We start from the raw sequence: 26,865 nt of genomic DNA on the forward strand, positions 1-26,865 counted from the left end.
ATGGCATGCCATGAAGAATACCGCCCCCTCCCCCACACACGCTTCGCCGCCTATCGCGAGGAAGTCTGCAGCGAAGACGACGTCAAGCATCTCGTCCACACCTTTTATGCGGCCGCGCGCGACGACGCCATGCTGGGCCCCATCTTTGCCGCCGAGGTCAAGGATTGGGATGCCCACTTGGCAACATTGGTCGATTTCTGGTCAGGCTTGCTGCGCGGCACCATGCGCTACCACGGCAAGCCGCTGGCCCAGCACGCGAATATGGAAAACCTAACGCCGTGCATGTTCCGCCGCTGGCTGACCCTGTTCTTCGCCACGACCGAAAGCATGGGCAACCCGGCCCTGCAGGAGAAAGCCGATACCATCGCCTTGAATATTGCCGAACGGCTATGGAAAAGCTTTGCGGAAAACCACTCCATCGGAGCGCCGCAGCTTTAGAACCTCTCGTAACCTTGAAGGTAACGCCATTGCCCCACGGGCATGGCGCCCATCGGGATGCGGCCGATGCGCAAGCGCTTCATGGCAACGACGTCCAGTCCCACCATCTTGCACATATGGGCGATCTGGCCCGGCTGCACGTTTTTCAGGGCGAAGCGCAGGCGCGTCTCGTTCTGCCAGCTGACCTTGATCGGCGGCAAAGGCTTGCCATTGAAGGGCAAGCCGTAATTGAGCAGCGCAAGGCCATTCTCAGCGATAGTGCCCGACACTTCCACGATAAATTCCTGCTCCACCGTTTTCGCTTCATCGACCAGCTTGCGGGCGACGCGGAAATCCTGCGTGAACACCAGCAGGCCGGACGCCATGGTGTCGAGCGGATTGGTGATGGTCAGGCCGATCAAATGGCGCTTGAGGAAGCGCGTGATGGAGCTGGGCGCCACGTTCTCCGGCGTAAAAATCTCTTCGGGACGCAAACAGCTCAGGGCCGGCTTGCCTTCCGCGCCCACGCCGCCGTTGATGCCGGCCGGCTTGTGCAGCAAAATCGTCACGGGCGGCATTTCATCGAGGGTGGCGTTCGGCAACAGCACCACTTCCTGATTATCCGCCACGCGCGCGCCCGACTCCTCCACCAGCACGCCATCGACCGTGACCCAGCCGCCCTCGATATACAGCTCGGCCTCGCGGCGCGAACAGGGCACGTCTTCAGACAGGCGCTTGGCCAGGCGGACGGTGGGCATTTCAATAGGTGTGGTCATGGGGAGGCGCAAAAAGCAAGAGGAGGAGAAAGCCGGTATTGTAACCGACCCGCTCCTCCCCCTTTTTGCTGATTGCGCTGGTGATTGTCGGATTACGCTGCTGACTGTCGGATTACGCTGCGCTAATCCGACCTACCCGACCTACCCGGGCTGCGCGGCCGTGACTGATTTGGTAGGTTGGCTTAGCGGCTTGCCGCGTAAGCCAACAATCAGGCCTGCGCCTTGGCCAATTCCTCGGCAAAGAAGCGGTGGCCCATCTCTTCCAGGCCCAGGGTCTGCAGCACTTCCTGCAGGCGCTCGGTGGGGCGCTGGCGCGGCAGGTTTTTGTAGCTGGCGATGATCAGTTCATTCTTCATCGAATGCTCCCAGCCCACCAGTTCCGTCACGCTGACCTGGTAGCCATGGGCTTCCAGCTGCAGACAGCGCAGCACGTTGGTGATCTGGCTGCCGAACTCGCGCGTGTGCAGCGGGTGGCGCCACAATTCCGTCAAGACGTTCTTGCCCAGGCTCTTGCCCTTGTTCTTCTTCAGGACGGAAGCGACTTCGGCCTGGCAGCACGGCACCAGCACCATGAACTTCGCCTTTTTCTTCAGGGCGAAGTGGATGGCGTCATCGGTGGCCGTGTTGCACGCGTGCAAGGCCGTGACGATGTCGATCTGCTGCGGCAGCAGGTTCGACTCCGTCGATTCGGCCACGGACAGGGGCAGGAACGACATGCCGGGAAACTTGAATTTCTTCGCCAGCTCCTGCGAACGCTGCACCAGCTCTTCGCGCGTCTCGATGCCGTAGATATGCGAACCGTCGTTGCCGTTCTTGAAGAACAGATCGTACAGGATGAAACCCAGATACGACTTGCCGGCGCCGTGGTCGACCAAGGACACGCCGGGGTGGTCGAGCTGCACTTCGCGCAGCAGCGGCTCGATGAACTGCGTCAGGTGGTACACCTGCTTGAGCTTGCGGCGGCTGTCCTGGTTCATCTTGCCGTCGCGCGTCAGGATGTGCAATTCCTGCAGCAGGGCGACCGACTGGCCATCCTTGATCTCGGGCATGTTGCTGGCGGCCGTGATGACGTCTTTCGGCGCAGCGGCTGCGGTGGCGGCGGGTGCCGCGCCCTTAGCGCGCTTCATCGATCCACGCCATCTGTATCGCTTCGAGCACTTTTTCGCCGCCGCGCGTGTGGTCATCGTCGAAGCCGTCCAGCTCCACCACCCAGTTGTGCAGGTCGGTGAAACGCACGGTCAGCGGATCGATGTCCGGATGCGCGTCGAACAAAGCCTCGGCGATCGCGTGTATGTCGGACCATTTCATCTTAGTGACTGCCTTCGCTGACCTGGTTGATCGTGTATTTCGGGATTTCGACGACGAGGTCGGCCTCGGCCACGATGGACTGGCACGACAGGCGCGACACGGCTTCCAGGCCCCAGGCCTTGTCCAGCATGTCTTCTTCCAGTTCCGTCGCTTCGTTCAGGGATTCGATGCCTTCGCGCACCAGCACGTGGCAGGTGGTGCAGGCGCACGATTTTTCGCAGGCGTGCTCGATGTCGATGTCGTTTTCCAGCAGGATGTCGCAAATGGACTTGCCGCTTGGTGCTTCGATGACGGCGCCGTCCGGGCAAAGCTTGGCGTGCGGCAGGATAACGATTTGTGGCATGGTTTCTTCTTTCAGTCTGTCATTCGGAGCGCCGCCGCGGCGAGTGCCTGCGGCGTGCTGTTCAATTAGTGTTATACGACCTGATCCAGCGACTTGCCGGTGAGAGCAGTACGCACGCTGCGGTCCATGCGGCGCGAGGCGAAATCCTCGGTGCCGTCGGCCAGTGCCTCGATCGCCAGTTTTAATGCCTGGTGGTCGATGGCGCCGCTTTGCGACTGCGCAATGGCGTCGCGCACCTTCTGCATCAAGCCATCGACAGCCACGCGCTCGGCGTCGTCGAGCAAGCCGCCGTCCTCGTCCAGCGCCGACTGCGTGGCCAGCAGGATGCGTTCCGCTTCCACCTGCTCTTCGCGCAGCGCGCGCGCCACCATGTCGGTGTCGGCCGAGGTGTACGAATCCTGCAGCATGCGGGCGATGTCGTCGTCGCCCAGGCCGTAGGCCGGCTTGACGCTGATCGACGCTTGCACGCCCGAGCGCAATTCGCGCGCCGAGACGGACAGCAAGCCGTCCGCATCGACCTGATAGGTGATGCGGATGCGCGCGGCGCCCGCCACCATCGGCGGAATGCCGCGCAATTCAAAACGCGCCAGGGAACGGCAATCGCTGACCAGTTCGCGCTCGCCTTGCAGCACGTGCACGGCCAGGGCCGTCTGGCCATCTTTAAATGTCGTGAATTCCTGGGCGCGCGCGCACGGTATCGTCGAATTGCGCGGAATGATCTTTTCCACCAGACCGCCCATGGTTTCGATACCGAGCGACAGCGGAATCACGTCCAGCAACAGCCAGTCGTCGCCGGCGGCACGGTTGCCGGCCAGCAAGTTCGCCTGGATGGCCGCGCCCAGCGCCACCACTTTATCGGGGTCGATATTTGCGTGCGGCGTCGTGTGGAAGAATTCGCTCACGGCGCGCTGCACGTGCGGCATGCGCGTGGCGCCGCCCACCATCACCACGCCGTCGACGTCGTCCGCATCCACGTTCGCGTCGCGCAGGGCTTTCTTGATGGCGTTCATGGTCTTGGCCACCAGGTGCTGCGTCATGGCGGCAAAGTCCGCGGCCGTGATGCGCAGGTGGATCTCTTCGCCCGAGTTCAGGGCCGCGTCGATCATCGTTTCCGGCTTGGTCGACAGCGTTTCCTTGATTTCGCGCGCTTTCACCATCAGGATGGCCGTGTCTTCGTCCGACAGCGGCGCCAGCTTGGCCTGCTCGCTGATCCAGCAGAACAGGCGGCGGTCGAAATCGTCGCCGCCCAGGGCCGAGTCGCCGCCCGTGGACAGCACTTCAAACACACCCTTGCTCAGCTTCAGGATCGAGATATCGAAAGTGCCGCCGCCCAGGTCGTACACGGCGTACACGCCTTCGGAGGCGTTGTCGAGGCCATACGCGATGGCGGCGGCCGTCGGCTCGCTCAGCAGGCGAAGCACATTGATGCCGGCCAATTGCGCCGCATCTTTCGTCGCCTGGCGCTGCGCATCGTCAAAGTAGGCGGGCACGGTGATCACGGCGCCCACCAGGTCGTCGCCGAGCGAGTCTTCCGCGCGCTGGCGCAAGGTGGCGAGGATTTGCGCCGACACTTCGACGGGGCTTTTCACGCCGGCCACGGTTTTCAGCTGCACCATGCCAGGCGTATCCTGGAAGTCGTACGGCAGGTTTTCCGCGTAGGCGATGTCGGCCAGGCCGCGGCCCATGAAGCGCTTGACGGACACGATGGTGTTCTTCGGGTCGGTGGTTTGCGCGGACAGGGCCTTGTAGCCGATGTTGGCGTGGCCGTTCGGCAGGTAGCGCACGACGGACGGCAGCAAAGAGTGCCCTTCTTCATCGTTGAGCACCTCGGGAATGCTGTTGCGCACGGTCGCGACCAGGGAATTGGTGGTGCCAAGATCGATGCCGACGGCCAGGCGGTGCTGGTGCGGCGCGGTCGACATGCCTGGTTCGGAAATTTGCAGAAGTGCCATTGTATTCGTGCCTCGATTAATTTTTTGCGTGATGCAGCTGATGCCTGGTGCGCATTATAAGACGGGGGCCGGACTGGCGCTTGGCACGCCGGTCAAGCGATCGCCGGGTCAAGCCTCGATGGCCTCATAGGCAAAACGCACTTCCTCGCCGAATTTATCGAGGAACATCAGGGCGCGCACGCTTTGCGCCGCATTCACGTAGTCGGCGGCGTCGAGCTGGGCGGCCACCTGGGCCAGCAGTGCCTTGCGTTCGCCGCGCAGCTGGCGGTCCAGGGCGTCGAGCGCGTCGGCATCCTTGCCCGCGCGCGCATCGCCCAGTTCCTCGCGCCATTCCATCTGCTGCATCAGGAAGCTGACGGGCATGGCCGTGTTCGATTCCGTCTGCAGGTCGACGCCATTGAGTTCGCACAGGTATTGCGCGCGTTTTTGCGGGCTTTTCAGGGTTTGATAGGCTTCATTGGCGCGCGTGGCCCATTGCATCGCCACGCGCTTTTCAGCGCTGCTGGCGTTGATGAAACGGTCCGGGTGGACCTTGCCCTGCACGTCGCGGTAGGCCGCGTCGAGCGCGCTCATGTCGAGCCCGAACTGCGCCGGCAACTGGAATAATTCGAAGTGGTTTTGCATAATTGTCAGTGGTCGCTGTACCGCAATCGATGGGTACAGCGCACCGACCGGGGTCTTGCCAGCTGGTTAAATCCTGAAGGACTCGCCGCAGCCGCAGGCGTCTTTTTCGTTCGGATTGTGGAACTTGAAGCCTTCGTTCAAGCCTTCGCGCGCGAAATCGAGTTCCGTGCCGTCGATGTAAGGCAAGCTTTTCGGGTCGACGAAGACTTTCACGCCGTGCGATTCGAAGACGCTGTCTTCGGCCGCCGCCTCATCGACATATTCGAGCTTGTAGGCCAGGCCCGAGCAGCCCGTGGTGCGCACGCCGAAGCGCAGGCCCATGCCCTTGCCGCGCCGTTCGATATAACGGTTGATGTGTTTCGCCGCTTTTTCGGTCAGTGTGATCATGTATTTCTCCGTAACTGCCCCGGCCTTGCGGCTGGGGCGGGCTACCAACGATTAAGCTGCTGCAGGGTGACGCGTTTGATAATCCAATACCGCCGCCTTGATGGCGTCTTCCGCCAGGATGGAGCAGTGGATCTTCACTGGCGGCAGGGCCAGTTCTTCGGCGATCTGCGTGTTCTTGATGGCCAGCGCCTGGTCCAGGGTTTTACCTTTGACCCATTCCGTTACCAGCGAGCTCGACGCGATGGCCGAACCGCAGCCATAGGTCTTGAATTTCGCGTCTTCGATCAGGCCATCGGCGCCGACCTTGATCTGCAGTTTCATCACATCGCCGCAGGCGGGCGCGCCTACCATGCCGGTGCCGATGGTTTCATCACCCTTGTCGAAAGCGCCCACGTTGCGCGGGTTTTCGTAGTGATCGAGTACTTTGTCCGAGTAAGCCATTTTGATGCTCCTTTAATATTCTTGCCGGCCCCGTTCACGAGGCAAATTTATCTTCAAGTGCCTGGAAAACCGTAGCGAGCGGCAGTGAGTTGTGGCCGAGAAGCGGAACTGTGCTGTAGCACAGTGAGCATCGCAGGCCGCAAATCGCGACGCGCAGTAGGTTTAACAGGTGCTTTTAGTGGGCTGCCCATTGGATCGAATTAATGTCAATTCCTTCTTTGAACATGTCCCACAGCGGCGACAGCTCACGCAATTTGTGTACTTTCGATTTCAGCAGGTTCACGGCGAAGTCGATGTCTTCCTCGGTCGAGAAACGGCCGATGGTGAAGCGGATCGAGCTGTGCGCCAGTTCGTCGCTGCGGCCCAGGGCGCGCAGCACATACGATGGCTCCAGGCTGGCCGAGGTGCAGGCCGAACCGGACGACACGGCGATATCCTTGATCGCCATGATCAGCGACTCGCCTTCGACGTAGTTGAAGCTGACGTTCAGGTTATGCGGCACGCGGTGGTCCATGTCGCCGTTGATGTAGACTTCTTCGATCTCTTGCAGGCCCTTGGCCAGACGGTCGCGCAAGGCCTTGATGCGGCCGATTTCGCTGTCCATCTCTTCCTTGGCGATGCGGAAGCTTTCGCCCATGCCGACGATCTGGTGCGTCGGCAAGGTGCCCGAGCGCAGGCCGCGCTCATGGCCGCCGCCGTGCATCTGCGCTTCCAGGCGTACGCGCGGCTTGCGGCAGACGTACAGGGCGCCCACGCCTTTCGGGCCGTAGGTTTTGTGCGCCGTGAAGGTCATCAGGTCGACCTTGGTCTTTTGCAGGTCGATGACGACCTTGCCCGTCGCTTGCGCGGCGTCGCAATGGAAGATGATGCCTTTCGAGCGGCAGAACGCGCCGATCTCGTCGATTGGCTGGATCACGCCGATTTCATTGTTCACCAGCATCACCGACACGAGGATGGTGTCCGGGCGCACGGCCGCGGCCAGCTGCTCGACGGTGATCAGGCCGTTGTCCTGCGGTTCCAGGTAGGTCGCTTCGAAGCCGATGCGTTCCAGTTCGCGCACCGTGTCGAGCACCGATTTGTGCTCGGTCTTGACGGTGATGATGTGCTTGCCCTTGGTCTTGTAGAACTGTGCCGCGCCCTTGATGGCCAGGTTGTTGCTTTCCGTCGCGCCGGACGTCCAGATGATTTCGCGCGGATCGGCGTTCACCAGGGCCGCCACGTGGCCGCGTGCCTCTTCCACGGCTTTTTCCGCCGTCCAGCCATACATGTGGCTGCGCGATGCCGGATTGCCGAACTGCTCGCGCAGGTAGGGAATCATCTTGTCGGCGACGCGTGGATCGATCGGCGTGGTGGCCGAGTAATCCATGTAGATCGGGAAATGCGGTGCGGTTTCAAAGTGCACTTGTCCTACGTTTTTTTCTGGGGCGTTCATCAATAACTCCTGCAATCAGCAACTTGGTATTTTGTTATGTTCAACCGATGGCGGCGTGGTTACGGTGCATCACCATCACGCTTTGTTCGGCAATCTTTTGTCTCTGCTGGTCGACCAGGTCCTGCAAGGACACAGAATCCAGATAATCGACCATTTTTTCGTTGAGCGTGGACCACAATTCATGCGTCATGCAGCGCGCGCCCGTGGCCGCGTCGGCGCCGTGGCAATGCTCCTTGCCGCCGCACTGCGTGGCATCGAGCGGCTCGTCGACGGCGATGATGATGTCGGCCACCGTCACCTTGTCGGCACGGCGCGCCAGGCTGTAGCCGCCGCCCGGACCGCGGATCGATTCGACGATCTCATGCCGGCGCAGCTTGCCGAACAGCTGCTCCAGGTAGGACAGGGAAATCGACTGGCGCTGGCTGATGCCGGACAAGGTGACCGGTCCCTTGCCCTGGCGCAGGGCAAGATCGATCATCGCTGTCACGGCAAAACGGCCTTTTGTAGTCAGACGCATACATCCTCTGGTCAACTGGTTTAAAATATTGCGGTTTTTCAACTCCTCAAACCCCGAGTAGTTGAATGATTTAGTCAAGTATAACAAATTCGGCGGGGTTTGTCAGAGCGCCCCTCGATGACCACAGGGCTGGAAGGGGCATGGCCGGCCGCGCCAGGCGCGGCGGCATCAGGAAAACAACAATACTGCTCAGGCACGCAGAGCGCTACGTACTTTCATTAACTCAAACCCCAGCAGGTTCAAGCCGTCCCAGGTGGCGGGGTCCAGGATGCGCGGATTGTCCGACGCCAGGCCCACGCCCCAGATGCGGTCGACGGGACTGGCTTCGACGATGACGCGCTCGCCCGTGCCCAGCAAGAATTTGCGCAGCGCGGCTTTTTGCGAGAACTTGGCGAAGTTGCCATCGAAGACGATGCCGGCGCGCGCCGCCTCCCACGCCCTGGCGTCAAAATTGGCCACTTCGCGCCCCAGCTTCTTCACTTCCGACGGCCGGGCGGCCGCCACGATGCGCGCCTGCACGGCCGTGTCGCCGAACAGGGCCGCCTTTTGCGCCATCATGTAGTGCTCGGCCGTGGCATACGTCACGCCAGCGAGGCTGAACGGCGACGGAAACCACTGGCTGAAGCAGCTTTTGTCGGGCACCTGCGGCTGCGCCGGCGTGTGGCCCCAGAAATACAGATAGTCGGGCTCGCCGCCCGCCGCGATCCACGCCTTCAATTCTTCCACGTTACTGATTTGCATATTCCCCGCACTTCCGCCAGACAGGCGATGATTCAAGCTCAAGCACGCAACAGTTGCATCGGCCCAAACAGGGCCTGCATGTCGCTGTTGCCGATAAAGGACAGATTATACGGATGTTCCGCCGTCACCTGCGGCAAGGCTGCGGCCACCGGCAAGCGTTTGATGAGCTCGGCAATCTTGCCCCACAGCACCAGTTGCGGCAAGGCCGCCCCGCCCTGCTGCGCCAGCGCTTCCAGCACCACCTGCAGGAAGGGCAGCCAGCCGCGCGCATCCTGCACGGGCGGCACGTGGGAACGGAATACCAGCGCCGCGTTGAGCAACAAGAAGCCCTGCTCCGTCATCTTGCGCTGCAAGTCGGGCAGGGTCTGGATGACGCCGCTGCCGGCTTGCAGCGCGGCGGCGGCCACGGGCGCCATGGCGACGCCCGAGGTGTCGCCAGCCTGCAGCTGGCCATCGGCCACCAGCAGCATCTTCATGAAGTTGCGCAAGGAGGTGGCGCGGTTGACGGGTTTCGACAGGCCCGTGGCCGACCACAGGCTGCCGACGGCGCCATCCATGAAGCACACGCCCGTGGCGCTGTCGGCACGCGGATACGGCCCCTCGCCCACCAGCACGTAGCGCACCCGCGCCAGCGGCAGGGCAAAGGCGGCGAACAGCCGGCCCTGCGTGGGCAGGTAATCGTCAGCGGCCAGCGCCGGCAAATAGGCGGGATCGGCCGCCATCACGGCGTGCAAGCCGCGCAGCAGGACGGGACGCCAGGAAGCGTGCGCCAGGGACAGGGCATCGGTGATGCTGGCAGGAACGGTTGTTGCGGTCATGGCGCGTCAGTAAAATATTTGGGCAAACGCAAATTGTAGCCTACCGGCAAGCAGGCATTGACTGCACAAAATCAATTCCGCATAAAAAAGCCCCGGCCTGCATGCTGGCCGGGGCGGCTTACGTTTGATGCGGCTCAAACTTACTCGGCGTCAGGCTGCTGCGACGGATGGGCGACGGCAAAGGCCGGCAAGCCGGCGCAATGCGCGTGGATGCGCGCCACGCGCGGGTACGGCGCCAGGTCGATGGCGAAGCGCTGGGCATTGAATACCTGCGGCACCAGGCAGCAGTCGGCCATCGTCGGGCTGTCGCCATGACAGAACAGGCCAACTCCGGCCGGATCGCCCTGCGCCAGCAGCGCTTCCACGGCCGCCAGTCCCTCGGCCATCCAGTGGCGGTACCATTCCTGCTTGGCCTCGTCCGACAGCCCCAGGGTGTTTTTCAGGTATTTCAGGACGCGCAGATTCGTCAACGGATGGGCGTCGCAGGCAATCGCCAGCGCCAGCGCGCGCACGCGGGCGCGTCCCAGCGCATCCGCCGGCAGCAGCGGCACGGCTGGCCGCGTTTCATCTAGGTATTCGAGCATGGCCAGCGACTGCGTCAGGATGGCGCCCTCGTCGTCGAGCGCCGGCACCAGGGCCGACGGGTTGACGGCGCGGTAGGCCGGCAGCAGCTGCTGGCCGCCGTCCTGCAGCAGGTGCACGGGGATGCTGTCGTAGGCGATACCCTTCAAATTCAAGGCAATGCGCACGCGGTAGGCGGCCGAACTGCGGAAATAGGTGTACAGCTTCATGGGGCGCCCTCCCCTCAGGCGCGGCCGGCGTACAGGGCCACGGTTTGCTCGATGCTGCCGAAGATGCTGGCGCCCGCCGCGTCGCGCATCTCGATGCGCACCGTGTCGCCGAACTGCAGGTAAGCCGTCTTCGGCGCGCCGTGTTCGATGGTTTCATACATGCGCACTTCGGCCAGGCAGCAGTAACCGACGCCGCCGTTTTCGATGCTGGAGCCGAACAGGTTGCCCTGCTTGTTCGACACGGTGCCGGAGCCGACGATGCTGCCGGCGCCCAGTTCGCGCGTCTTCGCCGCATGGGCGACGAGCTGCGCAAAATTGAAGGTCATGTCTTCGCCCGCATTCGGTTTGCCGAACGGTTTGTCGTTCAAGTCCACCAGCAGCGGCAGGTGCAGCTTGCTGTCCGCCCAGTCGGCACCCAGTTCATCGGGCGTGACGGCGACGGGCGAAAACGCGCTGGCCGCCTTCGACTGGAAGAAACCGAAACCCTTGGCCAGTTCGCCCGGGATCAGGTTGCGCAAGGAGACATCGTTGACCAGCATCACCAGGCGGATCGCTTTCGCCGCGTCGGCCGCGCCGGCGCCCATGGCCACATCGCCCGTGATCACCGCCACTTCCGCTTCCAGGTCGATGCCCCACTCTTCCGACAGGGCGAAGATGGGGTCGCGCGGGCCGATAAAGCTGTCGGAGCCGCCCTGGTACATCAGCGGGTCCGTGTAGAACGAGGCCGGCACTTCCGCGTTGCGCGCCTTGCGCACCAGTTCCACGTGGTTGATGTAGGCCGAACCGTCGGCCCACTGGTAGGCGCGCGGCAGCGGCGAGTGGCACAGATTGGCATCAAACGGCTGCGCGTCCGGCGCCTGGCCCGCGTTCAAGGCCGCGTAGGCGGTTTCGAGCTTGGGCGCCACAGCGTCCCAGTTGTCGAGCGCCGCCTGCAGGGTGGGAGCGATGGCGGCCACGCGCTGGTACTGGCGCAGGTCGCGGCTGACGAGGATCAGGGCGCCGTCGCGGCTGCCGTTTTTCAGGGTTGCGAGTTTCATGGAGTGTGTTCCTTTTGAGGCGTAGTGTTCAGATGGATGCCGTGGGCGGCGCTCAGGCTTCGGCCGGCGCGTGCATCCAGGCGGCGTGCTTCGGCGCGCGGCGCGTCTGCGACCATTCTTCCAGCATTTCCCATTTGACGGCGTCTAGTTTGGCCATCATCTCGGGCGTGCCCACGTTGGCCGCCAGTTCCAGGCGGTGGCCGTTGGGGTCGAAGAAATAGATCGACTGGAAGATGGCGTGGTTCACCGGGCCCAGCACCTCGATGCCGGCGGCTACCAGGCGCTCCTTGGCGGCCAGCAGTTCCTCCATGCTGCCCACTTCCAGCGCCAGGTGCTGCACCCAGGCCGGGGTATTGCGGTCGCGGTCCATCGGCGGCTGCGTCGGCAGTTCAAAAAAGGCCAGCACATTGCCCTGACCCGCGTCGAGGAAGACGTGCATGTACGGGTCCGGCGCCTTGGTCGACGGCACCAGGTCTTCGGCGATGGCGAGGACGAAATTCATGTTCAAATGCTTGACGTACCACTCGACGGTTTTCTTCGCGTCGATGCAGCGGTAGGCGACGTGGTGGATTTGCTTGATCTTCATAATGTCTGTCTCCGATGGATGGCGGGTTTTTCAGCTTTTCACCATTAGAATCGAGTTACAGCTATCATACAAACAATTTTTAACCATCGATTTATCGGATTATCTTATGAGTCCCAGCCTGCGACAGATGCGCGCCTTCGTGGCGCTGGCCAAGACCGGCAGCTTTACCCTGGCCGCCGAATATCTGCACGTGACGCAATCCGCCTTGAGCGGCTTGATCAAGGAACTGGAAAGCGTGCTGGGCGTGCGCGTGGTCGAGCGCAGCACGCGCAAGACGCAGCTGTCGGAAATCGGCCGCGAACTGTATCCGCTGTTTGAAAAGATGATCGAGGACCTCGACGGCGCCATGGCCGGCATCGCCCAGCGCAAGGCCCTGAAGACGGGCCTGGTGCGCATCGCCGCGCCGCAGATGATGGCGTGCACCCTGCTGCCGGAAGTGATCGCCGCCTACCGCCAGGCGCACCCGGAGGTGCAGCTGCGCCTGGTCGACTGCCCCGTGGAAAACGTGTCGGCGCGCGTCTTCAGCGGCGAAGTCGATTTCGGCATCGGCCCCGAGCGCGATCCGACGGCGGAAATCGCCGCGCAAGTGCTGTTCGAGATGCCCTTCGTACTGGTCTTCCCCGAGCAGCATCCGCTGCAGCAGAAAGAGCGCGTGACCTGGGCCGACGTGGGCGACTACCCGTTCATTTCGCTGCAGGGCCAGTTCACAGAGCGTTTGCTGCGCGACATGCACGGCGCGTTTCGCGAACTGTCGCTCAATCCCTATAACGAAGTGACCTTCATGACGACGGCGCTGGCCATGGTCAGCGCCAACCTCGGCATCACGGTCTGCTTGCCGTACGCGGAACCGATGGTCAAACTCTACAAATTGCACATGCGCACCCTGCACGAGCCGGAACTGACGCGGCGCTTTTTCGTCTACACGAAGACGGGGCGTTCGCTGTCGCCGGCCGCCGAAAGCTTCATGGCCTTCCTGTTCCGCTTTGTCGAGACGCACGAGTGGAACGTGGGAGCGGGCGGCCCGGCCGCCCGCGACACCCCGCCGGCCGGCGGCCTCGCCGGCGCCCCTTTATAATGGCGCATCGCCCCTTATCCGCTTGCACCATGACCCAGCCTGACCAGCACGCCCTGTCGCCCACCGACGCCGCCACCATCGCCATCAACCAGCGCATGAACAAATTCGACGGCCATGAGCAGGTGTGGCTGTTCGGCTATGGCTCGCTGATCTACAAGGCGGACTTCCCCTATATCGAACGGCGCCCCGCCAGCATCGAAGGCTGGACGCGGCGCTTCTGGCAAGGTTCGCACGATCACCGGGGCACGCCGATGGCACCGGGCCGGGTCGCCACCATCGTGCCGCAGGCGGGCGCCGTGTGCGACGGCATGGCGTATCTGATCACGCCCGAAGTCTTCGCCCACCTCGACCACCGCGAAAAAAACGGCTACCTGCGCCTGGCCACCGACATCACTTTCGACGATGGCAGCAAGGTCGAAGGCCTGGTGTACATCGCCAACGAGGAAAACGCCGCCTTCCTCGGCGCCGCATCGGAACTCGATATCGCGCGCCAGATCGCCCGATCAAACGGCCCCAGCGGTCCGAACAGCGAGTACCTGCTGCACCTGGCCAGCGCCCTGCGCGAACTGGGCAAGAGCGATCCGCATGTCTTTTCCATTGAGCAACATCTGGCGCAGATGCAGGAACAGGATAATGCCGCACGATAGCGCCGCAGCGCACCCCTGCGGCATCAGCGCTGACGCTGGTTTAACTTAAAACAAATCCAGCTGCCCCGCATTGCCTTTTTTTACTTTTGCACCCAATGGCGGCACCACCAGTGGCCGGCGGAACTGCGTGCAATCGAGCTGTTTGAAGCGGCCACCCTTGCCGTGCAGCCCCAGCCGGTGCACGGCCTTTTCAAAGCGCTGGCGGATGAGGTCGGCCCACACGCCTTCGCCCCGCATGCGCGCGCCGAACGCGCTGTCGTAATCCTTGCCGCCACGCATTTCGCGCACCCGGTTCATCACGCGCTGTGCTCGTTCCGGGAAGTGCGCTTCCAGCCATTGCTGGAACAAGGGACTCACTTCCCACGGCAGGCGCAGCACCACGTAATGGGCGTGGATGGCGCCCGCGTCGCGCACGGCTTCGAGCAGTTGCTCGATTTCCGGCTCCGTCACGAAAGGAATGATGGGTGCGATGCTCACGCCCAAGGGGATGCCCGCGTCCGTCAGGGTGCGGATGGTACGCAGGCGCCGCGCCGGTGCGGCCGCGCGCGGCTCCAGCGTGCGCGCGATGGCCGGGTCCAGCGTCGTGACAGTGACGGCCACGGCCGCCAGGCGCCTGGCCGCCATGGGCGCCAGTATGTCGATATCGCGCTCGATCAGCGACGATTTCGTGATCAGCGCCACGGGGTGATCGCACTCGTGCAGCACTTCCAGCACGCGCCGCGTCAGCTGTCGTTCCCGTTCGCACGGCTGATACGCATCCGTGTTCACGCCCAGGGCGATCGGTTCGGCCACATACGACGGCCTGGCCAGTTCGCGCCGCAAGAGTTCGGGGGCGTTCACCTTGGCGTAGATGCGGCTTTCGAAGTCCAGGCCCGGCGACAGTCCCAAATAGCTGTGCGTAGGGCGGGCAAAGCAATAAATACAGCCATGTTCGCAACCCCGGTAGGGGTTCAGCGACACATTGAACGGCAAATCGGGCGAAGCGTTGCGCGTGAGGATGGTGCGCGCCTGCTCGTCGCTGACCTGCGTCTTCCAGGTCGGCGCCGCCTCCACATCCGCCTCGTCCAGGCCACCCACGCTCCAGCCATCATCGAAACCGGCGCGCGCATGCGCCTCGTAGCGCCCTTGCAGGTTCGAGACGGCCCCGCGCCCCTTGTGGGCTTTCAGCGATTGCGGCGGCAGTATGGCTTGCCCGGCGAAGCCGTCATCGTGCTCTGGAATGATTGCTTTCATGAACGGCCCCATCAACTGTATATACGTACAGTATACTATGCCGCTGTGCGGCCAAGATCAAGGGCTACCGTACTGCCGTTTCAAGCTTTTTCGCCGTGCGACATGACATAACTCAACTGCTGCGCGACAAAGCCGTCAAATGCCGTGATCAGGGGAACGAAGCGGGAAGCGTCCTGCTCCAACTGCATCAGGGCATAGCACGTCGCTTCCAGGGTCGATAACTGGTCTGGCGCATGCGCCTTGCGGATCAGATAATGGGAAGCGGGTGTATCGCGCAGCGGCAGGCGCGGCAACTGTTGCAACAGGGGATTCAGATACAGCATCTTGCGGCTCTTGCGCCAGGTGGCGTCCAGCACCACCAGCCGCAATTGGCTCGCAAATCGGGGCGGATCGAGCAAGATGGACGGGTCGAGCGCTGGCGGCGGCGCGATGCCCAGCGAACGGTCGCCTGGCGTATCCGGGTACAGCAGCACATTGTGCTTGTCGGCCAACAATTGGGCAAGGGTGTCGGGGGCAAACTGTTCGCCCGTCAGCAGGCGGCTGTTGGGCAGGCTCAGATGCAGCAAGCGGGCGCTGCCCTTGGCGTTGTGGACTTCCAGCGGATGCTGGAGGATCAGCACGTCCACGGCGTGGGCGACGGGGGCAGTCCAGCGGCAAATGCAGCTGGACGCAGCGCGCAGGCAGACCGGGCAGCGTGCCCGTTTGGCGGGTTCAGCCTGGAAGGAGGATGCGGCGCCAGGGCTGGCGATCGCGCTGGAAATAGAGCGGGAGGTACGGCGGGTGGTCATGGCGGAGCGCGTTCGCGGCTGTCTTCAAGCCGCGATTGTAGCGCCCACGCCATTCCAAGGGGAACCTGCGCTTAAAACTCTTCCCAGTCGTCGGCACCGGATGCCACCGGCGTCTTCGGTGTGCGTGCACGCACAGCGTCCGCTGGCGCCGCCTTGCCCGGCGCAGGCGCGGCCACGGAGGGTGCCGGCGTCCGCGGCGTGGCGTGCCGCATGGCAGGCCGCACCGCAGCTTTGATGGGCTCAGACGCCGTCACGGACGGAGCAGCACTGGCCGATGCATATTGCTGCGTGGCATCGAGCTTGAACACGCCCACCACGTCGGCCAGCTTGGCTGCCTGTTCCTGCATGGATTCGGCCGCCGCCGCCGCTTCTTCCACGAGGGCCGCGTTTTGCTGCGTTACCTGGTCCATCTGGCCGATGGCCCGGTTGACTTGTTCGATGCCGGTGCGCTGCTCATCGCTGGCGTCGGTGATCTGGTTCATGATCTGCGTCACGTGGCTGATGCTTTGCACGATCTCGTCCATGGTGCGGCCCGCCTTGTCCACCAGTTGCGAACCGGCCTCGACCTTTTGCACGGAATCGTCGATCAAGCCCTTGATTTCCTTGGCCGCCGCGCTGGAGCGCTGCGCCAGGTTGCGCACCTCGGAGGCCACGACGGCAAAACCACGGCCCTGCTCGCCGGCGCGGGCTGCTTCGACGGCCGCGTTCAGGGCCAGGATATTCGTCTGGAAGGCGATGGCGTCGATGACGCTGATGATGTCGACGATCTTGCGCGAGGAATCGTTGATCGAGCCCATGGTGCTGACCACTTCCGAGACCACCACGCCACCCTTGCTGGCGATCTGCGAGGCGTCGATGGCCAGCTGGTTGGCGCTGCGCGCATTGTCGGCGTTGAGTTTCACGGTGGAGGTCAGCTCTTCCATGGACGATGCCGTCTCTTCCAGCGAACTGGCCTGCTCTTCCGTGCGCGACGACAGGTCCAGGTTGCCGGCCGCGATTTCGCTCGACGCCGTGCTGATCGATTCGGTGCCGGCGCGCACCTGGCCCACGATACTGACCAGTTTATCGTTCATGTTTTTCAGCGCGTGCATCAATTGCCCCGTCTCATCGCGGCTTTCCACGACGATATGGCTGGTCAGGTCGCCGGCGGAAACGGCTTGCGCCACCTCGACTGCACGCGTGATGGGACGCGTGATCGAGCGCGTGATCCAGTAGGCGCAGGCAATGCCCAGCAAGATGGCCACCACGCCCAGCGAGATCAGCAGCAGGCGGCCGTTTTCGTAGCGCGAACGAATTTGCGCAGCCGTTTCGTCGAGCAATTTGGCTTCCAGCAGTTCCAGCTTCTTCAACGACGCCAGATAGATGTCGCGCTTGGCGACCATGTCGCCTTCGTACAGGCGCTTGCCCAATTCCAGATCGCCCGCATTCTTGGCCTTGAACACATTCTTGCGTACTTCCGTGTAAGCCTTGCGCGTGCTCAGCACCTCCTGGTACAGCGATTGCTCTTCGGCATTCAGCTCGCTTTTGCCGATAGCGTTCTGAATTTCCGTGGCGCGTGCCGACGAGACGGCCATTTCCTGTTCAAACTGCTTCTGGTGTTCGGGATCGCCGACTTTCCAGGCCGCCGCCGTGCGCGCCGCGTTCACCTCGATGACCTTGGTCCATTCACCAATCAGGCGCTCGTTGCGCACCTTGACGTTGACCAGCGCATCGGTTTCCTTGCTGGCGCTTTGCATCTGCACGATGCCCACCACGGTCAGGGTCGTCAACAGGAGCAGGACGGCGGCAAAACCGCCACCGAGACGTACGCCGATTTTGAGGTTTTTCATTGCGTGATTCCTATCTGAAAAAAACAATGCACAGACGCCACGAAACCGACCTGCTGCTACGTATCAATATAGCAGGCATCTGCCGTGCGGCAATCACGAGCGGCGACGCAACGGTAGGCGCGTCACCAGAATGGCAGCACGCCGCAGCGCACCACTTTGGAGCAGATTGTGAGTGAATCAGAGTGGTATTGCAAGAAATAACATGCAGAAAAGCAACAACCAGAAGACGGTATGCCGCCACGAACGGGCGGCAGGCAAGCAAGGTCAGTTTTGCTTCACATAGATCAATTTTGATGTATCGAAACCCAAGCCACCGGCTTTCTCGATCAGGCGCCGCTGCAAGGCAAGATCCATGGTGGGCGTGCGCGACAGCAACCAGAAGTAGGACTTGTCGGGGCCGCTGATCATGGAATAGCTGTAATCTTGCTGGTCCAAATCAAACACGATGTAGGAACCATAGAAGGGCCCGAAAAACGACACTTTCAGGTAGCCCACGTCTTTCTTGTCGACGAAATACGCCTTGCCTTCCGCTTCCTTCCACTTCGCGTCCGCATCCTTGTAGCCGCGGTTGAGCACTTTCAGGCCGCCATCCTGGCGCAGGCTGTAGTCGGCCGTCACGTGGCTCAGGCCCCGCTCGAACGAATGGTCGAGGCGCGCGATCTCATACCATTTGCCCAGATAACGGGTCGTGTCGAAATTGCTGACAGGTACAATATTCTCGGGCCGGCCTACGCAGCCGGCCAGCACGAGCACACATAGCAATAATATTCTTTTCATGTTTTTCTCCATCGGGTTGAATCAGTCAGGGCAGCAGCGCGCGGTCCAGGATGCGGCGGATTGCGCCATTGGCTTGCATGCGCACGATGGCGGCATTGAATTGTTCTATAAAGTCATCGCGATAAGGGTAGGCGGCAGGCCGGCGCTCCGTAAAACCCAGGTGGCCCTGCTGGCTGGCCAGCTGCGCGGTTTCCTGTATCGCCTGCATCGGCGTGCCCGGCGCACCCTCGCGCCGGATGCGCTGCAATTCCCACTGCGCCGACAGGCGGTCGCTGACATAGCAATCGATACGCCCGCGCATCAGCTTGAGCAGATTCGTGCGCGTGCCCTTGGCCGTATCGAACACGATGCTGGCCGCTTGCAGGGCTGCCGTCTGTTGCGCATCGCCCAGCAAAAAACCCGCGTTCACGCCGATGTGCAGGCCGCCGTAATCGGCGGGCCACTGCCGCAGCGCCCGTTTCGCCAGCACGTCCTGGTTGCACAGCACCACCAGCTGCTCCATCAGCAACGGCACGGAATAGCGCACGTACGGCCGCTCGCTGCGCCACGAATACGGCGGATACAGGGCAAACGCCTCGCCTGTCTGCAGCATCAGCACGCCCCGTTTCCACGGCACGGGACGCAGTTGCACCGCATATTGCGGCATCGATTGCACGGCTTCGCGCACGATCTCCGTGTAGATGCCTTTCAGCTGGCCGTTGTCGACGTAGGAGTACGGCGGATAATCGTCGTCGCCATAGATCACCAGCGGCGTCGCCCCCTCCGCCCGCGCACTGGCAGCGAGGAACAGGCATAGCGCGGCAGGCAGGATGAACATTCTGGACATGCCGGAAGATTAGCATGGAAGCGCGAAAACCGATCATCCGTTCGCGCTGTTCGTGCCCAGCATTTCGTCGAGTTGCGCCAGGGTGCTTGAATCCTTCACCACGGCGCGCAGCCACAGGTGCAGCGGCAGCTCGCCCCAGCTGGCAGCCTTGTCGGCCAGGTAGGCGACGGGGCTATGCGGCTCCGTGCGGCGGAAAAAATCGGCCACCTGACGCAGCTGGGCCAGCGCCTGCTGGCGCTGCACGATGGCGCCCCCGCCTGCGCCTGCGTCAGCGCCCTGGCCAGCGGCCCTCGGCACACCGGCAAAGTCCGCATCCGGTGACAGCGGCGCGATGAAATGAATGGCGTTTTCCAGCGCTTCGCGGGCGGCGCGAAAACTCGGACCGTCGACGCCGAAACGCGCGTCGACGCTGCGCTCGAACGCCAGCAGCGACTGCATGCAGTACTGGGCATCGGCCAGCAAGGCGTCGGAAAAGGCGCGCGAGTTCCTTTGCCGCGCCGCCTCCATCTGCGCCAGGGGCACGCCTTCGTCGTGGCGCGCATCGCCCCAGCCCTGCTCCGCCGCGCCCGGCACCAGGCTGGCGGCCGCACGCTGGCGCGCCGCATCGAAATCCTGCAGCGAAAACAGGCCGTCGGCGCCTTCCGTCAGCGGGATCTCGCGCAGCAGCTGCGGCGTGCGCGAGAGCAGCCAGAAGACATTGCCGATGCGCTGTTCCTGGTCGCCCTCTTCCGCCGGCGGATACAGGCCATCCCAATAGCGCTCGCACAGGCCGGCCAGCAGCGCGTAGCCGTCGCCCAGGCCGCGGAAGTGGCGCGTTTTCGCGTGCGCCTCGGCCAGCCACACGGCCACGCGCAAATCCTTGCTGTGCGTGGCGATCAGCTGTTCGCAGCGCGTCGCCACGAAAGGCCAGTCGGCTTCCTTCAGCGCCGTCACCCACTCGCCCTGGTCCAGGCTCGGGTCGTCGTGCTGGCGCGCGCGCGCGATGGCGTCGAGCTCCTGGCTGAAGGTGATGTCTTCGCCGCAGGGACTGACGGCGCTGACGGGGTGCAGCAACTGCTCCAGATTGAACATGGTGCCCTCCGCAGGGTGACGTTACTTGCTGACGTTATTTGATGGTGTATTTGAACTGCCCCTGCTTATTTGCAGTGACGCGTATCGACGCGAGCGGCTCGCCTGCCGCCATGCGCGCCAGCACCGCTTCGGCGATCGCCGGCAGCAGGCTGCCGTTCAGAATTTGATCGACATTACGCGCGCCCGAATCGACCTCGGTGCAGCGCGCCAGCACGGCGTCGACCAGGCCAGCATCGTGACTGAACTGCGCCTGGTGGTTGCGCGCGATGCGTGCGCCTATCCTCGCCAGCTTCAGGGCGATGATTTCGGCCAGCACCGCGTCGTTCAGGGGATAAAACGGCAGCACTTTCAGGCGCCCCAGCAGGGCCGGCTTGAAGTGCGCCACCAGTTGCGGGCGCACCAGTTCTTCCAGCGCGGCCGGCGTGGGCAAGTCTTGCGCGACCCGGTTCAGGCAGGCGGCCATCATGGCGCCGGACCCCAGGTTCGACGTGGCGATGATGATGGTGTTGCGAAAATCGACTTCGCGCCCTTCCGCATCATCGAGCACGCCCTTGTCGAACACCTGGAAGAACAATTCGAGCACGTCGGGGTGGGCTTTTTCCGCCTCGTCGAGCAGCACCACGCTGTAGGGCTGGCGCCGCACGGCTTCCGTCAGCACGCCGCCTTCGCCATAGCCGACATAGCCGGGCGGCGAGCCTTTCAGGCCCGCCACGCTGTGCGCTTCCTGGTACTCGCTCATATTGATGGTAATGAGCTTGCGCTCGCCGCCGTACAGCAGATCGGCCAGCGCCAGCGCCGTTTCCGTCTTGCCCGTGCCCGACGGCCCCGTGAACAGGAACACGGCTTGCGGCTTGTTCGGGTCGTCCAGGCTGGCGCGCGCCGTGCGCACGCGCTGCGCCACCGCGTCGATGACGTGGTCCTGTCCCAGCACCCGTTCGCGCAGCGCGCCCTCCAGGGTCAGCACCGTGCGGATCTCGTCCTTGAGCATTTTTCCCAGCGGGATGCCGGTCCAGCCGGCGACGATGCCGGCCACCACCTGCGCATCGACTTCCAGCGGCGACAGCGGCGCCTCTCCCTGCAGGGCCGCCAGCTCTTCCTTCAGCGCCAGCAGGCGCGCCGCGCCGATCTCGCCCGGCCGCTCGCCGCGCAGCTGCGCGCGCAAGTCGCCAATCTGCGCCACCAGCGTTTTTTCGCGCTCCCAGCGCTGCGCCAGCGCCGCGATCTGCGCCTGTCCTTCGTCATGCTCGCGCCGCAGCTGCGCCAGGCGCACGGCGCCGGCATTGTCGGGCGCTTCGCCATCGGCCGCTTCGCGGCTCAGGGCGGCGATTTCCGCACCGATGCGTTCCTGCCGCCGGTGCGCGTTTTCCAGCTGCGCCGGCGTGGCGCGCTGGCCCAGCGCCACCTTGGCGCACGCCGTATCGAGCACGCTGATGGCCTTGTCGGGAAGCTGGCGCCCGCTGATGTAGCGGTGCGACAGGCGTACCGCCTCGACGATGGCGGCGTCGCGCACGCGGATGCCGAAATGGCGCTCCATCAGCGGCGCCATGGCGCGCAGCATGGCGCAGGCGATGTCTTCGCTCGGCTCTTCCACCTTCACCACCTGGAAGCGCCGCGCCAGCGCCGCATCCTTTTCAAAGTACTTTTTGTACTCGCTCCAGGTGGTGGCGGCGATGGTGCGCAGGGCGCCGCGCGCCAGCGCCGGTTTCAGCAGATTGGCCGCGTCGTTCTGTCCCGCCTGGCCGCCGGCGCCGATCATGGTGTGCGCCTCGTCGATGAAGAGGATGATCGGATGCGGGCTTTTCGTCACCTCGTCGATGACATTTTTCAGCCGGCTTTCGAACTCGCCCTTCACGCTGGCGCCGGCCTGCAGCAAGCCCATGTCGAGCGCGTGGATGTGCGCGCCCTGCAGCACCTCGGGCACGTCGCCGGCGGCGATGCGCAAGGCCAGGCCTTCCACCACGGCCGTCTTGCCCACGCCCGCCTCGCCCGTGAGTATCGGATTGTTCTGGCGCCGGCGCAGCAGGATGTCGACGGCCTGGCGTATCTCGGCCTCGCGGCCGATCACGGGATCGAGCTTGCCGTCGCGCGCCAGCTGCGTCAGGTCGGTGGTGAACTGGTCCAGCGCCGGGGATTTGCTGGCCAGGGCGGCAACAGGATCTTCGGACAGGTCGGCAAGCTGCGGCACCGCCGCGCTTTCCTCTTCATCAGAACCTGCCGTCAGCTTGTCCGGATGGTGTTTCAACTGCTCCACGCTGAAGCGGGCGAACAGCTTCGAGCCGCGGTACGCGAGCTGCGACAGTTCCGGCTCCGTCAGCAGCGCCAGCAACAGATGGCGGCTGCGGATGGGCCCTGGCCGCGTCGTGTCCAGCGAAGCGATCAGCCAGGCGTGTTCGAACAGCAGCGGCAAGTGCCGCGAAAACACGGGCGTGCGCGCGCTGCCCGTCCTGAAGCCGCCGATCTCGCGGCGCAGGTCCGCCTCCAGCGCCGTCAGGCTGATTTCGCTGCGCCGCGCGATGGTGACGAAATCGCTGCGCTCCTGCTCCAGCAGCGCCAGGAACAGGTGCTCGACATCGACTTCGTACTGGCCCAGTCCCACGCAGATGGCGGCGGCGCGGGTGGCGGCCGTGCGCGCCGTGTCATTGAGTTTGGCGATCAAGGTTTTCAAATGATTGCTCATGCGGCGGCTCCCTTGCGGTTGATCGAATAGCGCAGCGACGACGGCTGCAGCACGGCGTCGAAATTCACCGCCTCGCCGCCGGCCATCACGGCCAGGGTGCCGCTGATGACGAAGCCGACGCGGTTGATGCTGCCCGCTTCGCGCTCCAGGCGGGCGCGTACATTGCGCAGGCGCGGTTCATGGCGTTCGATGGCCGCCTTCAGCGCGGCGCAGATGCGGGCGCGGTCATCGCTGCTGGACAGGCACATGCCGGCGAAATCGATGAGGCCATAGTTGACGATGGAGGCCGCGCATTCCGGATAGGCGTCGAGCGCGCCGGGCGGCAGGGCCACGCGCGTGTTGAGCAGTTCCTCCAGGTCGCGCGCCACCGCATCCTTCAATTGTTCCAGCGACAGGCGCACCGCCACGCCGCCCGCCGCACCGCCGCCGTCATCCATCAGGCGGTCAAACAGGCCAGGTACATAACTGTCCATGCGCTCTCCTGAAAAATCGGCGCGGCGCGCGGCGAAGGTGGCCGCCGCGCGCCGCGCACCATGGATCAAGCCACGCGGTTCGCGGCCAGGTCCCAGCCGCCCGAAGTATTGCCGCCGGCGCCGCCCGTCACTTTTTGCTGCGTGTATTTCCACTTCACTTTCGAGAATTTGAAGCCGACGTGTTCACCGAGGATGTCGCCTTCTTCCACATTCGGCGTCACGGCGCCGATCAATACGTTCTCGATTTCGATTTCAAAATACTTGACGCGCTCCCCTTGCCCGTCGGCGCGCATGAATTCGAAGCGCGCCTTGGGGATGGTCTTGCCGGCCGAGCAGGTCTGCAACAGCACCGGCGAGGCCAGGTCGGCCAGCTTGGAGATGACGATGTCTTTGTGTTCGCAGCGTTCGGCCGTGTGGCCGCCGCCCGTCGAGGCGGTGGCGGACTTCGGCTGCTCGACGCTCCAGCTGACCGATTTGCATTCGATCCAGTCCTTGTGCTTGTCATCGGTGGACTCGCCCTTGATGCCGTCTATCTGCAGATATACATCGATTGCCATGGTGTGCTCCTCTGGTTGAAAGATGGGTGATTCAGGAATTGGTCGACTTCGGCAACTCCGCGACCAGTCGGAGCGAAACGGATAATTCATCGAGCTGGAAGTGCGGCCGCAGGAACGACACGGCGCGGTACACGCCGGGCCGGCCCGGTACTTCATGCACCTGCACGGACGCCTCGCGCAACGGGAATTGCGCCTTCTGTTCCTGGCTGGCGTTATCGTCGAGCAGCACGTACTGCATCAGCCAGCGGTTCAGAAAATCTTCCACGCTGGAGGCGGCGGCAAAGCTGCCGATCTTGTCGCGCATCATGGCCTTCATGTAATGCGCGATGCGCGAGACGGCGAAGATGTACTGCAGCTGCGACGACAGCACCGCGTTGGCGTTGGCCGCGTCGCTGTTGTACTTGCGGCTTTTCTGCGCCGACTGCGCGCCGAAAAACGCCGCATACGCCGTGTTCTTGCAATGCACCAGCGAGATGAAGCCCAGGTCCGACAACTCCTTTTCGCGCCGGTCGGTGATCGCCACTTCGGCCGGGCATTTCAGGGCCACGTCTCCCTCGTCCGTCTTGAAGGTGTGGGTCGGCAGGTCGTCCACCAGACCGCCGCCCTCCACGCCGCGGATGGCGGCGCACCAGCCGTAGTCGGCAAAGGCGCGCGTCAGCTTGCTGCCAAACGCATACGCGGCGTTACACCACAGGTATTTGTGATGGTCGCTGCCGTCGACTTCCTCGACAAAGTTAAAACCGTCGACCGTGGTGCCGTCGACGGGATTGAACGGCAGCCGGCCCAGGAAGCGGGGCAAGGTCAGACCGACGTAGCGCGCGTCCTCGGATTCGCGGAAGGCTTTCCATTTCGCGTACTCGACGGTATCGAACACCTTGGCCAGGTCGCGCGGCTTGCCCAGGTCACCGTAGCTTTCCAGGCCAAACAGTTCCGGCGCAGCCGAGGCGATGAAGGGCGCGTGCGCGGCGGCGGCGACGTGCGACATCTGCTCGACGAAATACATGTCTTCCGGCTGGCGCGAGATGGCGAAGTCGCCCAGCAGCGCGGCAAATGGCGCACCGCCGAAAGTGCCGAATTCCTCTTCATACACCTTCTTGAACATGCTGCTCTGGTCGAACTCCAGCGCGGCCTGGAAATCCTTCACCAGTTCGCGCTTGGTGGCGTTGAACATGCGGATCTGCAGGCGCGTGCCCGTGTCGGAATTGCCGACCAGGTAGCGCAGCCCCGTCCAGCTTTGTTCGAGCTGCTGGAACGGCGCCGCGTGCATGATTTCGCTGAGCTGGGCCGAGATCAGGCGGTCGATCTCCGCCACGCGCGCGTCCAAGGTGGCCGACAGGCTGCTCGACATCAGCACCGTGCCGTCGAGCACCTGGGCCACCAGTTCCGAGATCAGGTCACGCGCGCGCGCATGTTCGGCACCGGACTTGGCGACGCGGCTTTGCTCGACGATCTGGTCGAGCAAGTCGGTCGCGGCCGGCGCACCGGGCGTGGATACTGCTAGGGCCTCTGCCTGGGTACTCATCTCAATCCTCCTGCGCTGGGAACTGCGGTTTCAGGGTAGCCAGGCTGTCCGTGTTGTTCAGCACTTCCGTCAGCAAGTCTTCCAGCTTGTCGTTGCCGGCCAGCTTGTTGCGCAGGTCGGCCAGCTTGGTGCGCGCCTCGAGCAGCTTGCGCAAGGGATCGACCTGGCGCACCACCGATTCCGGGCGGAAGTCGTCCATCGAGCGGAAGTGCAGATCGACGGCGAACGTGCCGCCCGCCTCGCTGATACGGTTCGGCACGGCGAAACGGGCCACCGGCTCCACGCCGGACAGCACTTCGTCGAAATTGGCGCTGTCGATGGAAACGAACTTGCGGTCCTTCAGGCGTTTTTTCTCGCTGTCAGGGTTGCCGCCAAAGTCGCCCAGCACGCCGACCACGAAGGGCAGCTCCTTGTTTTCAATCGCGTCGCCGATCTCGACGTCATAGGTCATTTGCACGCGCGGCGCGCGTACCTGCTTCAGGCGTTTTTGCACGCTGTCGGACTTGGACATGTCGCTTCCTTTGCAAGGAGATGGTGGGGATGCTCGCTTATTTCAGGCCGCTGAACGGGTCGGCCGCGCTGCCTTGCTGCGCCGCGCCCTTCGCCGCCGGCGTACCGGAACCGGCCGCGCGCTTGCCGGCCGCCGGCGGGCGCCTGGCCGGCGGCACCAGGACGTCTTCGCCTATGCTTGCGCGCAGCAGCTTGGCCAGGTCCTGCGCTTCCGAGCGCAACGAACCATTCAGATTATTTTGCCGCGACAGATCGGCCAGCGCCTTGCCGGAAAGGCGCAAGCCGCTGACGGCGACGATGCTGTTGGCCACCTTGTCGTCCGGGTCGCGCTCCAGCGCTTCAAGCGCATGGCCGATGGCGTCGCCGTACTGGCCGCGGTCGAACTTCATCTGCGCCATTTGCAGCCACGGCGCCTTGTCGGCGGGATAGCTCGCGCCGCCGCGCTGAAGCAGGGTCATGGCACGCTCGTACTGGCCGGCGCGCGCCGCCGCATCGGCGTCGCTCATCACTTGCGCCAGGGTCGGTGCGGCAGGTTTTGGGGACGCCGACTGATCCGGCGTGGCGCAGGCGGCCAGCAGCAAGGCGCTGGCAAGGCAGACAATACGGAGCGATATCGTGGCTGGCTTCATCGGGGTACTCCTTCACGTGGAGGACGCTACCGCTGGGAAAGATGGGCGGCGTGAAGACTATTATTGATCGGCAATTTTTTA

The 26,865-nt window shown here is 63.5% G+C and carries 30 protein-coding genes; 3 read left to right on the top strand and 27 right to left on the bottom strand.

Annotated features, from left to right (window positions below; all coding sequences use genetic code 11):
- Positions 1-438, top strand: coding sequence for a group III truncated hemoglobin (locus D9M09_RS18380; RefSeq protein ID WP_121670079.1), 438 nt, complete (start codon positions 1-3; stop codon positions 436-438).
- On the opposite strand, the gene D9M09_RS18385 is transcribed toward D9M09_RS18380, so the two are convergent.
- The 15 genes from D9M09_RS18385 to D9M09_RS18455 all read right to left on the bottom strand — a co-directional run bounded on the left by D9M09_RS18385 (position 435) and on the right by D9M09_RS18455 (position 12,170).
- Positions 435-1,193 (bottom strand): rRNA pseudouridine synthase, encoded by a 759-nt coding sequence (locus D9M09_RS18385; RefSeq protein WP_121670080.1) that lies wholly within the window; start codon positions 1,191-1,193, stop codon positions 435-437. The two genes, D9M09_RS18380 and D9M09_RS18385, sit on opposite strands and share 4 nt — an antisense overlap.
- Positions 1,194-1,402: 209 nt before the next feature.
- Positions 1,403-2,320, bottom strand: coding sequence for a class I SAM-dependent methyltransferase (locus tag D9M09_RS18390; protein WP_070311301.1), 918 nt, complete (start codon positions 2,318-2,320; stop codon positions 1,403-1,405).
- Complete coding sequence (iscX, locus tag D9M09_RS18395) at positions 2,307-2,501, bottom strand: Fe-S cluster assembly protein IscX (RefSeq protein WP_070288776.1); 195 nt, start codon at positions 2,499-2,501, stop codon at positions 2,307-2,309. Before iscX ends, D9M09_RS18390 begins: the two co-directional genes overlap by 14 nt.
- Before the next feature lies 1 nt (position 2,502).
- Entirely contained in the window at positions 2,503-2,844 is a 342-nt protein-coding gene (fdx, locus tag D9M09_RS18400) for an ISC system 2Fe-2S type ferredoxin (protein ID WP_070311300.1), read from the bottom strand.
- 71 nt (positions 2,845-2,915) lie between these two features.
- A complete protein-coding gene (hscA, locus tag D9M09_RS18405; RefSeq protein WP_121670081.1) occupies positions 2,916-4,796 on the bottom strand; it encodes a Fe-S protein assembly chaperone HscA in 1,881 nt (626 codons plus the stop codon).
- Between the two features lie 108 nt (positions 4,797-4,904).
- Positions 4,905-5,420 (bottom strand): Fe-S protein assembly co-chaperone HscB, encoded by a 516-nt coding sequence (gene hscB, locus D9M09_RS18410; protein ID WP_121670082.1) that lies wholly within the window; start codon positions 5,418-5,420, stop codon positions 4,905-4,907.
- Positions 5,421-5,486: 66 nt separating this feature from the next.
- A complete protein-coding gene (gene iscA, locus D9M09_RS18415; RefSeq protein ID WP_034750079.1) occupies positions 5,487-5,807 on the bottom strand; it encodes an iron-sulfur cluster assembly protein IscA in 321 nt (106 codons plus the stop codon).
- 51 nt (positions 5,808-5,858) lie between these two features.
- Entirely contained in the window at positions 5,859-6,248 is a 390-nt protein-coding gene (gene iscU / locus D9M09_RS18420) for a Fe-S cluster assembly scaffold IscU (protein WP_034779562.1), read from the bottom strand.
- Positions 6,249-6,423: 175 nt separating this feature from the next.
- Complete coding sequence (locus D9M09_RS18425; protein ID WP_070224138.1) at positions 6,424-7,680, bottom strand: IscS subfamily cysteine desulfurase; 1,257 nt, start codon at positions 7,678-7,680, stop codon at positions 6,424-6,426.
- 40 nt (positions 7,681-7,720) lie between these two features.
- On the bottom strand, positions 7,721-8,197 hold the full coding sequence (gene iscR / locus D9M09_RS18430; RefSeq protein WP_034750086.1) for a Fe-S cluster assembly transcriptional regulator IscR: 477 nt from the start codon (positions 8,195-8,197) through the stop codon (positions 7,721-7,723).
- A gap of 189 nt (positions 8,198-8,386) precedes the next feature.
- Positions 8,387-8,938, bottom strand: a complete 552-nt coding sequence (locus tag D9M09_RS18435; RefSeq protein ID WP_099410984.1) for an NADAR family protein — start codon at positions 8,936-8,938, stop codon at positions 8,387-8,389.
- A 38-nt stretch (positions 8,939-8,976) separates the two neighbouring features.
- Positions 8,977-9,756: a uracil-DNA glycosylase gene (locus D9M09_RS18440; protein ID WP_121670083.1), complete on the bottom strand. Its 780-nt coding sequence runs from the start codon at positions 9,754-9,756 to the stop codon at positions 8,977-8,979.
- A gap of 140 nt (positions 9,757-9,896) precedes the next feature.
- On the bottom strand, positions 9,897-10,547 hold the full coding sequence (maiA, locus tag D9M09_RS18445) for a maleylacetoacetate isomerase (RefSeq protein ID WP_121670084.1): 651 nt from the start codon (positions 10,545-10,547) through the stop codon (positions 9,897-9,899).
- A 14-nt stretch (positions 10,548-10,561) separates the two neighbouring features.
- Positions 10,562-11,584 carry a fumarylacetoacetate hydrolase family protein gene (locus D9M09_RS18450; RefSeq protein WP_121670085.1) on the bottom strand — a complete coding sequence of 341 codons (1,023 nt, stop codon included), beginning with the start codon at positions 11,582-11,584 and terminating at the stop codon, positions 10,562-10,564.
- A 52-nt stretch (positions 11,585-11,636) separates the two neighbouring features.
- Entirely contained in the window at positions 11,637-12,170 is a 534-nt protein-coding gene (locus D9M09_RS18455) for a VOC family protein (protein WP_070224143.1), read from the bottom strand.
- 106 nt (positions 12,171-12,276) lie between these two features.
- On the opposite strand from D9M09_RS18455, the gene D9M09_RS18460 reads away from it, so the two are divergent.
- Together D9M09_RS18460 and D9M09_RS18465 are read left to right on the top strand one after the other, a co-directional pair.
- A complete protein-coding gene (locus tag D9M09_RS18460; RefSeq protein WP_121670086.1) occupies positions 12,277-13,245 on the top strand; it encodes a LysR family transcriptional regulator in 969 nt (322 codons plus the stop codon).
- Positions 13,246-13,274: 29 nt separating this feature from the next.
- Entirely contained in the window at positions 13,275-13,892 is a 618-nt protein-coding gene (locus D9M09_RS18465; protein ID WP_240453417.1) for a gamma-glutamylcyclotransferase, read from the top strand.
- A 45-nt stretch (positions 13,893-13,937) separates the two neighbouring features.
- On the opposite strand, the gene D9M09_RS18470 is transcribed toward D9M09_RS18465, so the two are convergent.
- From D9M09_RS18470 to D9M09_RS18525, 12 genes are all read right to left on the bottom strand, one after another.
- Positions 13,938-15,125 (bottom strand): PA0069 family radical SAM protein, encoded by a 1,188-nt coding sequence (locus tag D9M09_RS18470; RefSeq protein WP_121670088.1) that lies wholly within the window; start codon positions 15,123-15,125, stop codon positions 13,938-13,940.
- A gap of 80 nt (positions 15,126-15,205) precedes the next feature.
- The gene (locus tag D9M09_RS18475) at positions 15,206-15,913 is read right to left on the bottom strand and encodes a tRNA-uridine aminocarboxypropyltransferase (protein ID WP_121670089.1); all 708 of its coding nucleotides are present in this window, start codon (positions 15,911-15,913) and stop codon (positions 15,206-15,208) included.
- Between the two features lie 71 nt (positions 15,914-15,984).
- Positions 15,985-17,742 (bottom strand): methyl-accepting chemotaxis protein, encoded by a 1,758-nt coding sequence (locus tag D9M09_RS18480; protein ID WP_121670090.1) that lies wholly within the window; start codon positions 17,740-17,742, stop codon positions 15,985-15,987.
- 264 nt (positions 17,743-18,006) lie between these two features.
- Positions 18,007-18,519, bottom strand: a complete 513-nt coding sequence (locus D9M09_RS18485; protein ID WP_121671147.1) for a lipocalin family protein — start codon at positions 18,517-18,519, stop codon at positions 18,007-18,009.
- 25 nt (positions 18,520-18,544) lie between these two features.
- The gene (locus tag D9M09_RS18490; RefSeq protein ID WP_070288787.1) at positions 18,545-19,345 is read right to left on the bottom strand and encodes a substrate-binding periplasmic protein; all 801 of its coding nucleotides are present in this window, start codon (positions 19,343-19,345) and stop codon (positions 18,545-18,547) included.
- A gap of 33 nt (positions 19,346-19,378) precedes the next feature.
- A complete protein-coding gene (gene tssA / locus D9M09_RS18495; RefSeq protein ID WP_070311269.1) occupies positions 19,379-20,416 on the bottom strand; it encodes a type VI secretion system protein TssA in 1,038 nt (345 codons plus the stop codon).
- 34 nt (positions 20,417-20,450) lie between these two features.
- Positions 20,451-23,093: a type VI secretion system ATPase TssH gene (tssH, locus tag D9M09_RS18500; RefSeq protein ID WP_121670091.1), complete on the bottom strand. Its 2,643-nt coding sequence runs from the start codon at positions 23,091-23,093 to the stop codon at positions 20,451-20,453.
- Positions 23,090-23,566, bottom strand: a complete 477-nt coding sequence (gene tssE / locus D9M09_RS18505; RefSeq protein WP_070224151.1) for a type VI secretion system baseplate subunit TssE — start codon at positions 23,564-23,566, stop codon at positions 23,090-23,092. The genes tssH and tssE overlap by 4 nt, the downstream gene beginning before the upstream one ends.
- Before the next feature lie 65 nt (positions 23,567-23,631).
- Complete coding sequence (locus D9M09_RS18510; protein WP_034750126.1) at positions 23,632-24,123, bottom strand: Hcp family type VI secretion system effector; 492 nt, start codon at positions 24,121-24,123, stop codon at positions 23,632-23,634.
- A gap of 31 nt (positions 24,124-24,154) precedes the next feature.
- Complete coding sequence (gene tssC, locus D9M09_RS18515; protein WP_070224152.1) at positions 24,155-25,645, bottom strand: type VI secretion system contractile sheath large subunit; 1,491 nt, start codon at positions 25,643-25,645, stop codon at positions 24,155-24,157.
- 1 nt (position 25,646) lies between these two features.
- Entirely contained in the window at positions 25,647-26,156 is a 510-nt protein-coding gene (gene tssB / locus D9M09_RS18520) for a type VI secretion system contractile sheath small subunit (RefSeq protein WP_121670092.1), read from the bottom strand.
- 37 nt (positions 26,157-26,193) lie between these two features.
- Positions 26,194-26,784 (bottom strand): tetratricopeptide repeat protein, encoded by a 591-nt coding sequence (locus D9M09_RS18525; RefSeq protein ID WP_099411616.1) that lies wholly within the window; start codon positions 26,782-26,784, stop codon positions 26,194-26,196.
- Positions 26,785-26,865: the final 81 nt, after the last annotated feature.

Source organism: Janthinobacterium agaricidamnosum, from assembly GCF_003667705.1.
Lineage (GTDB): Bacteria > Pseudomonadota > Gammaproteobacteria > Burkholderiales > Burkholderiaceae_D > Janthinobacterium.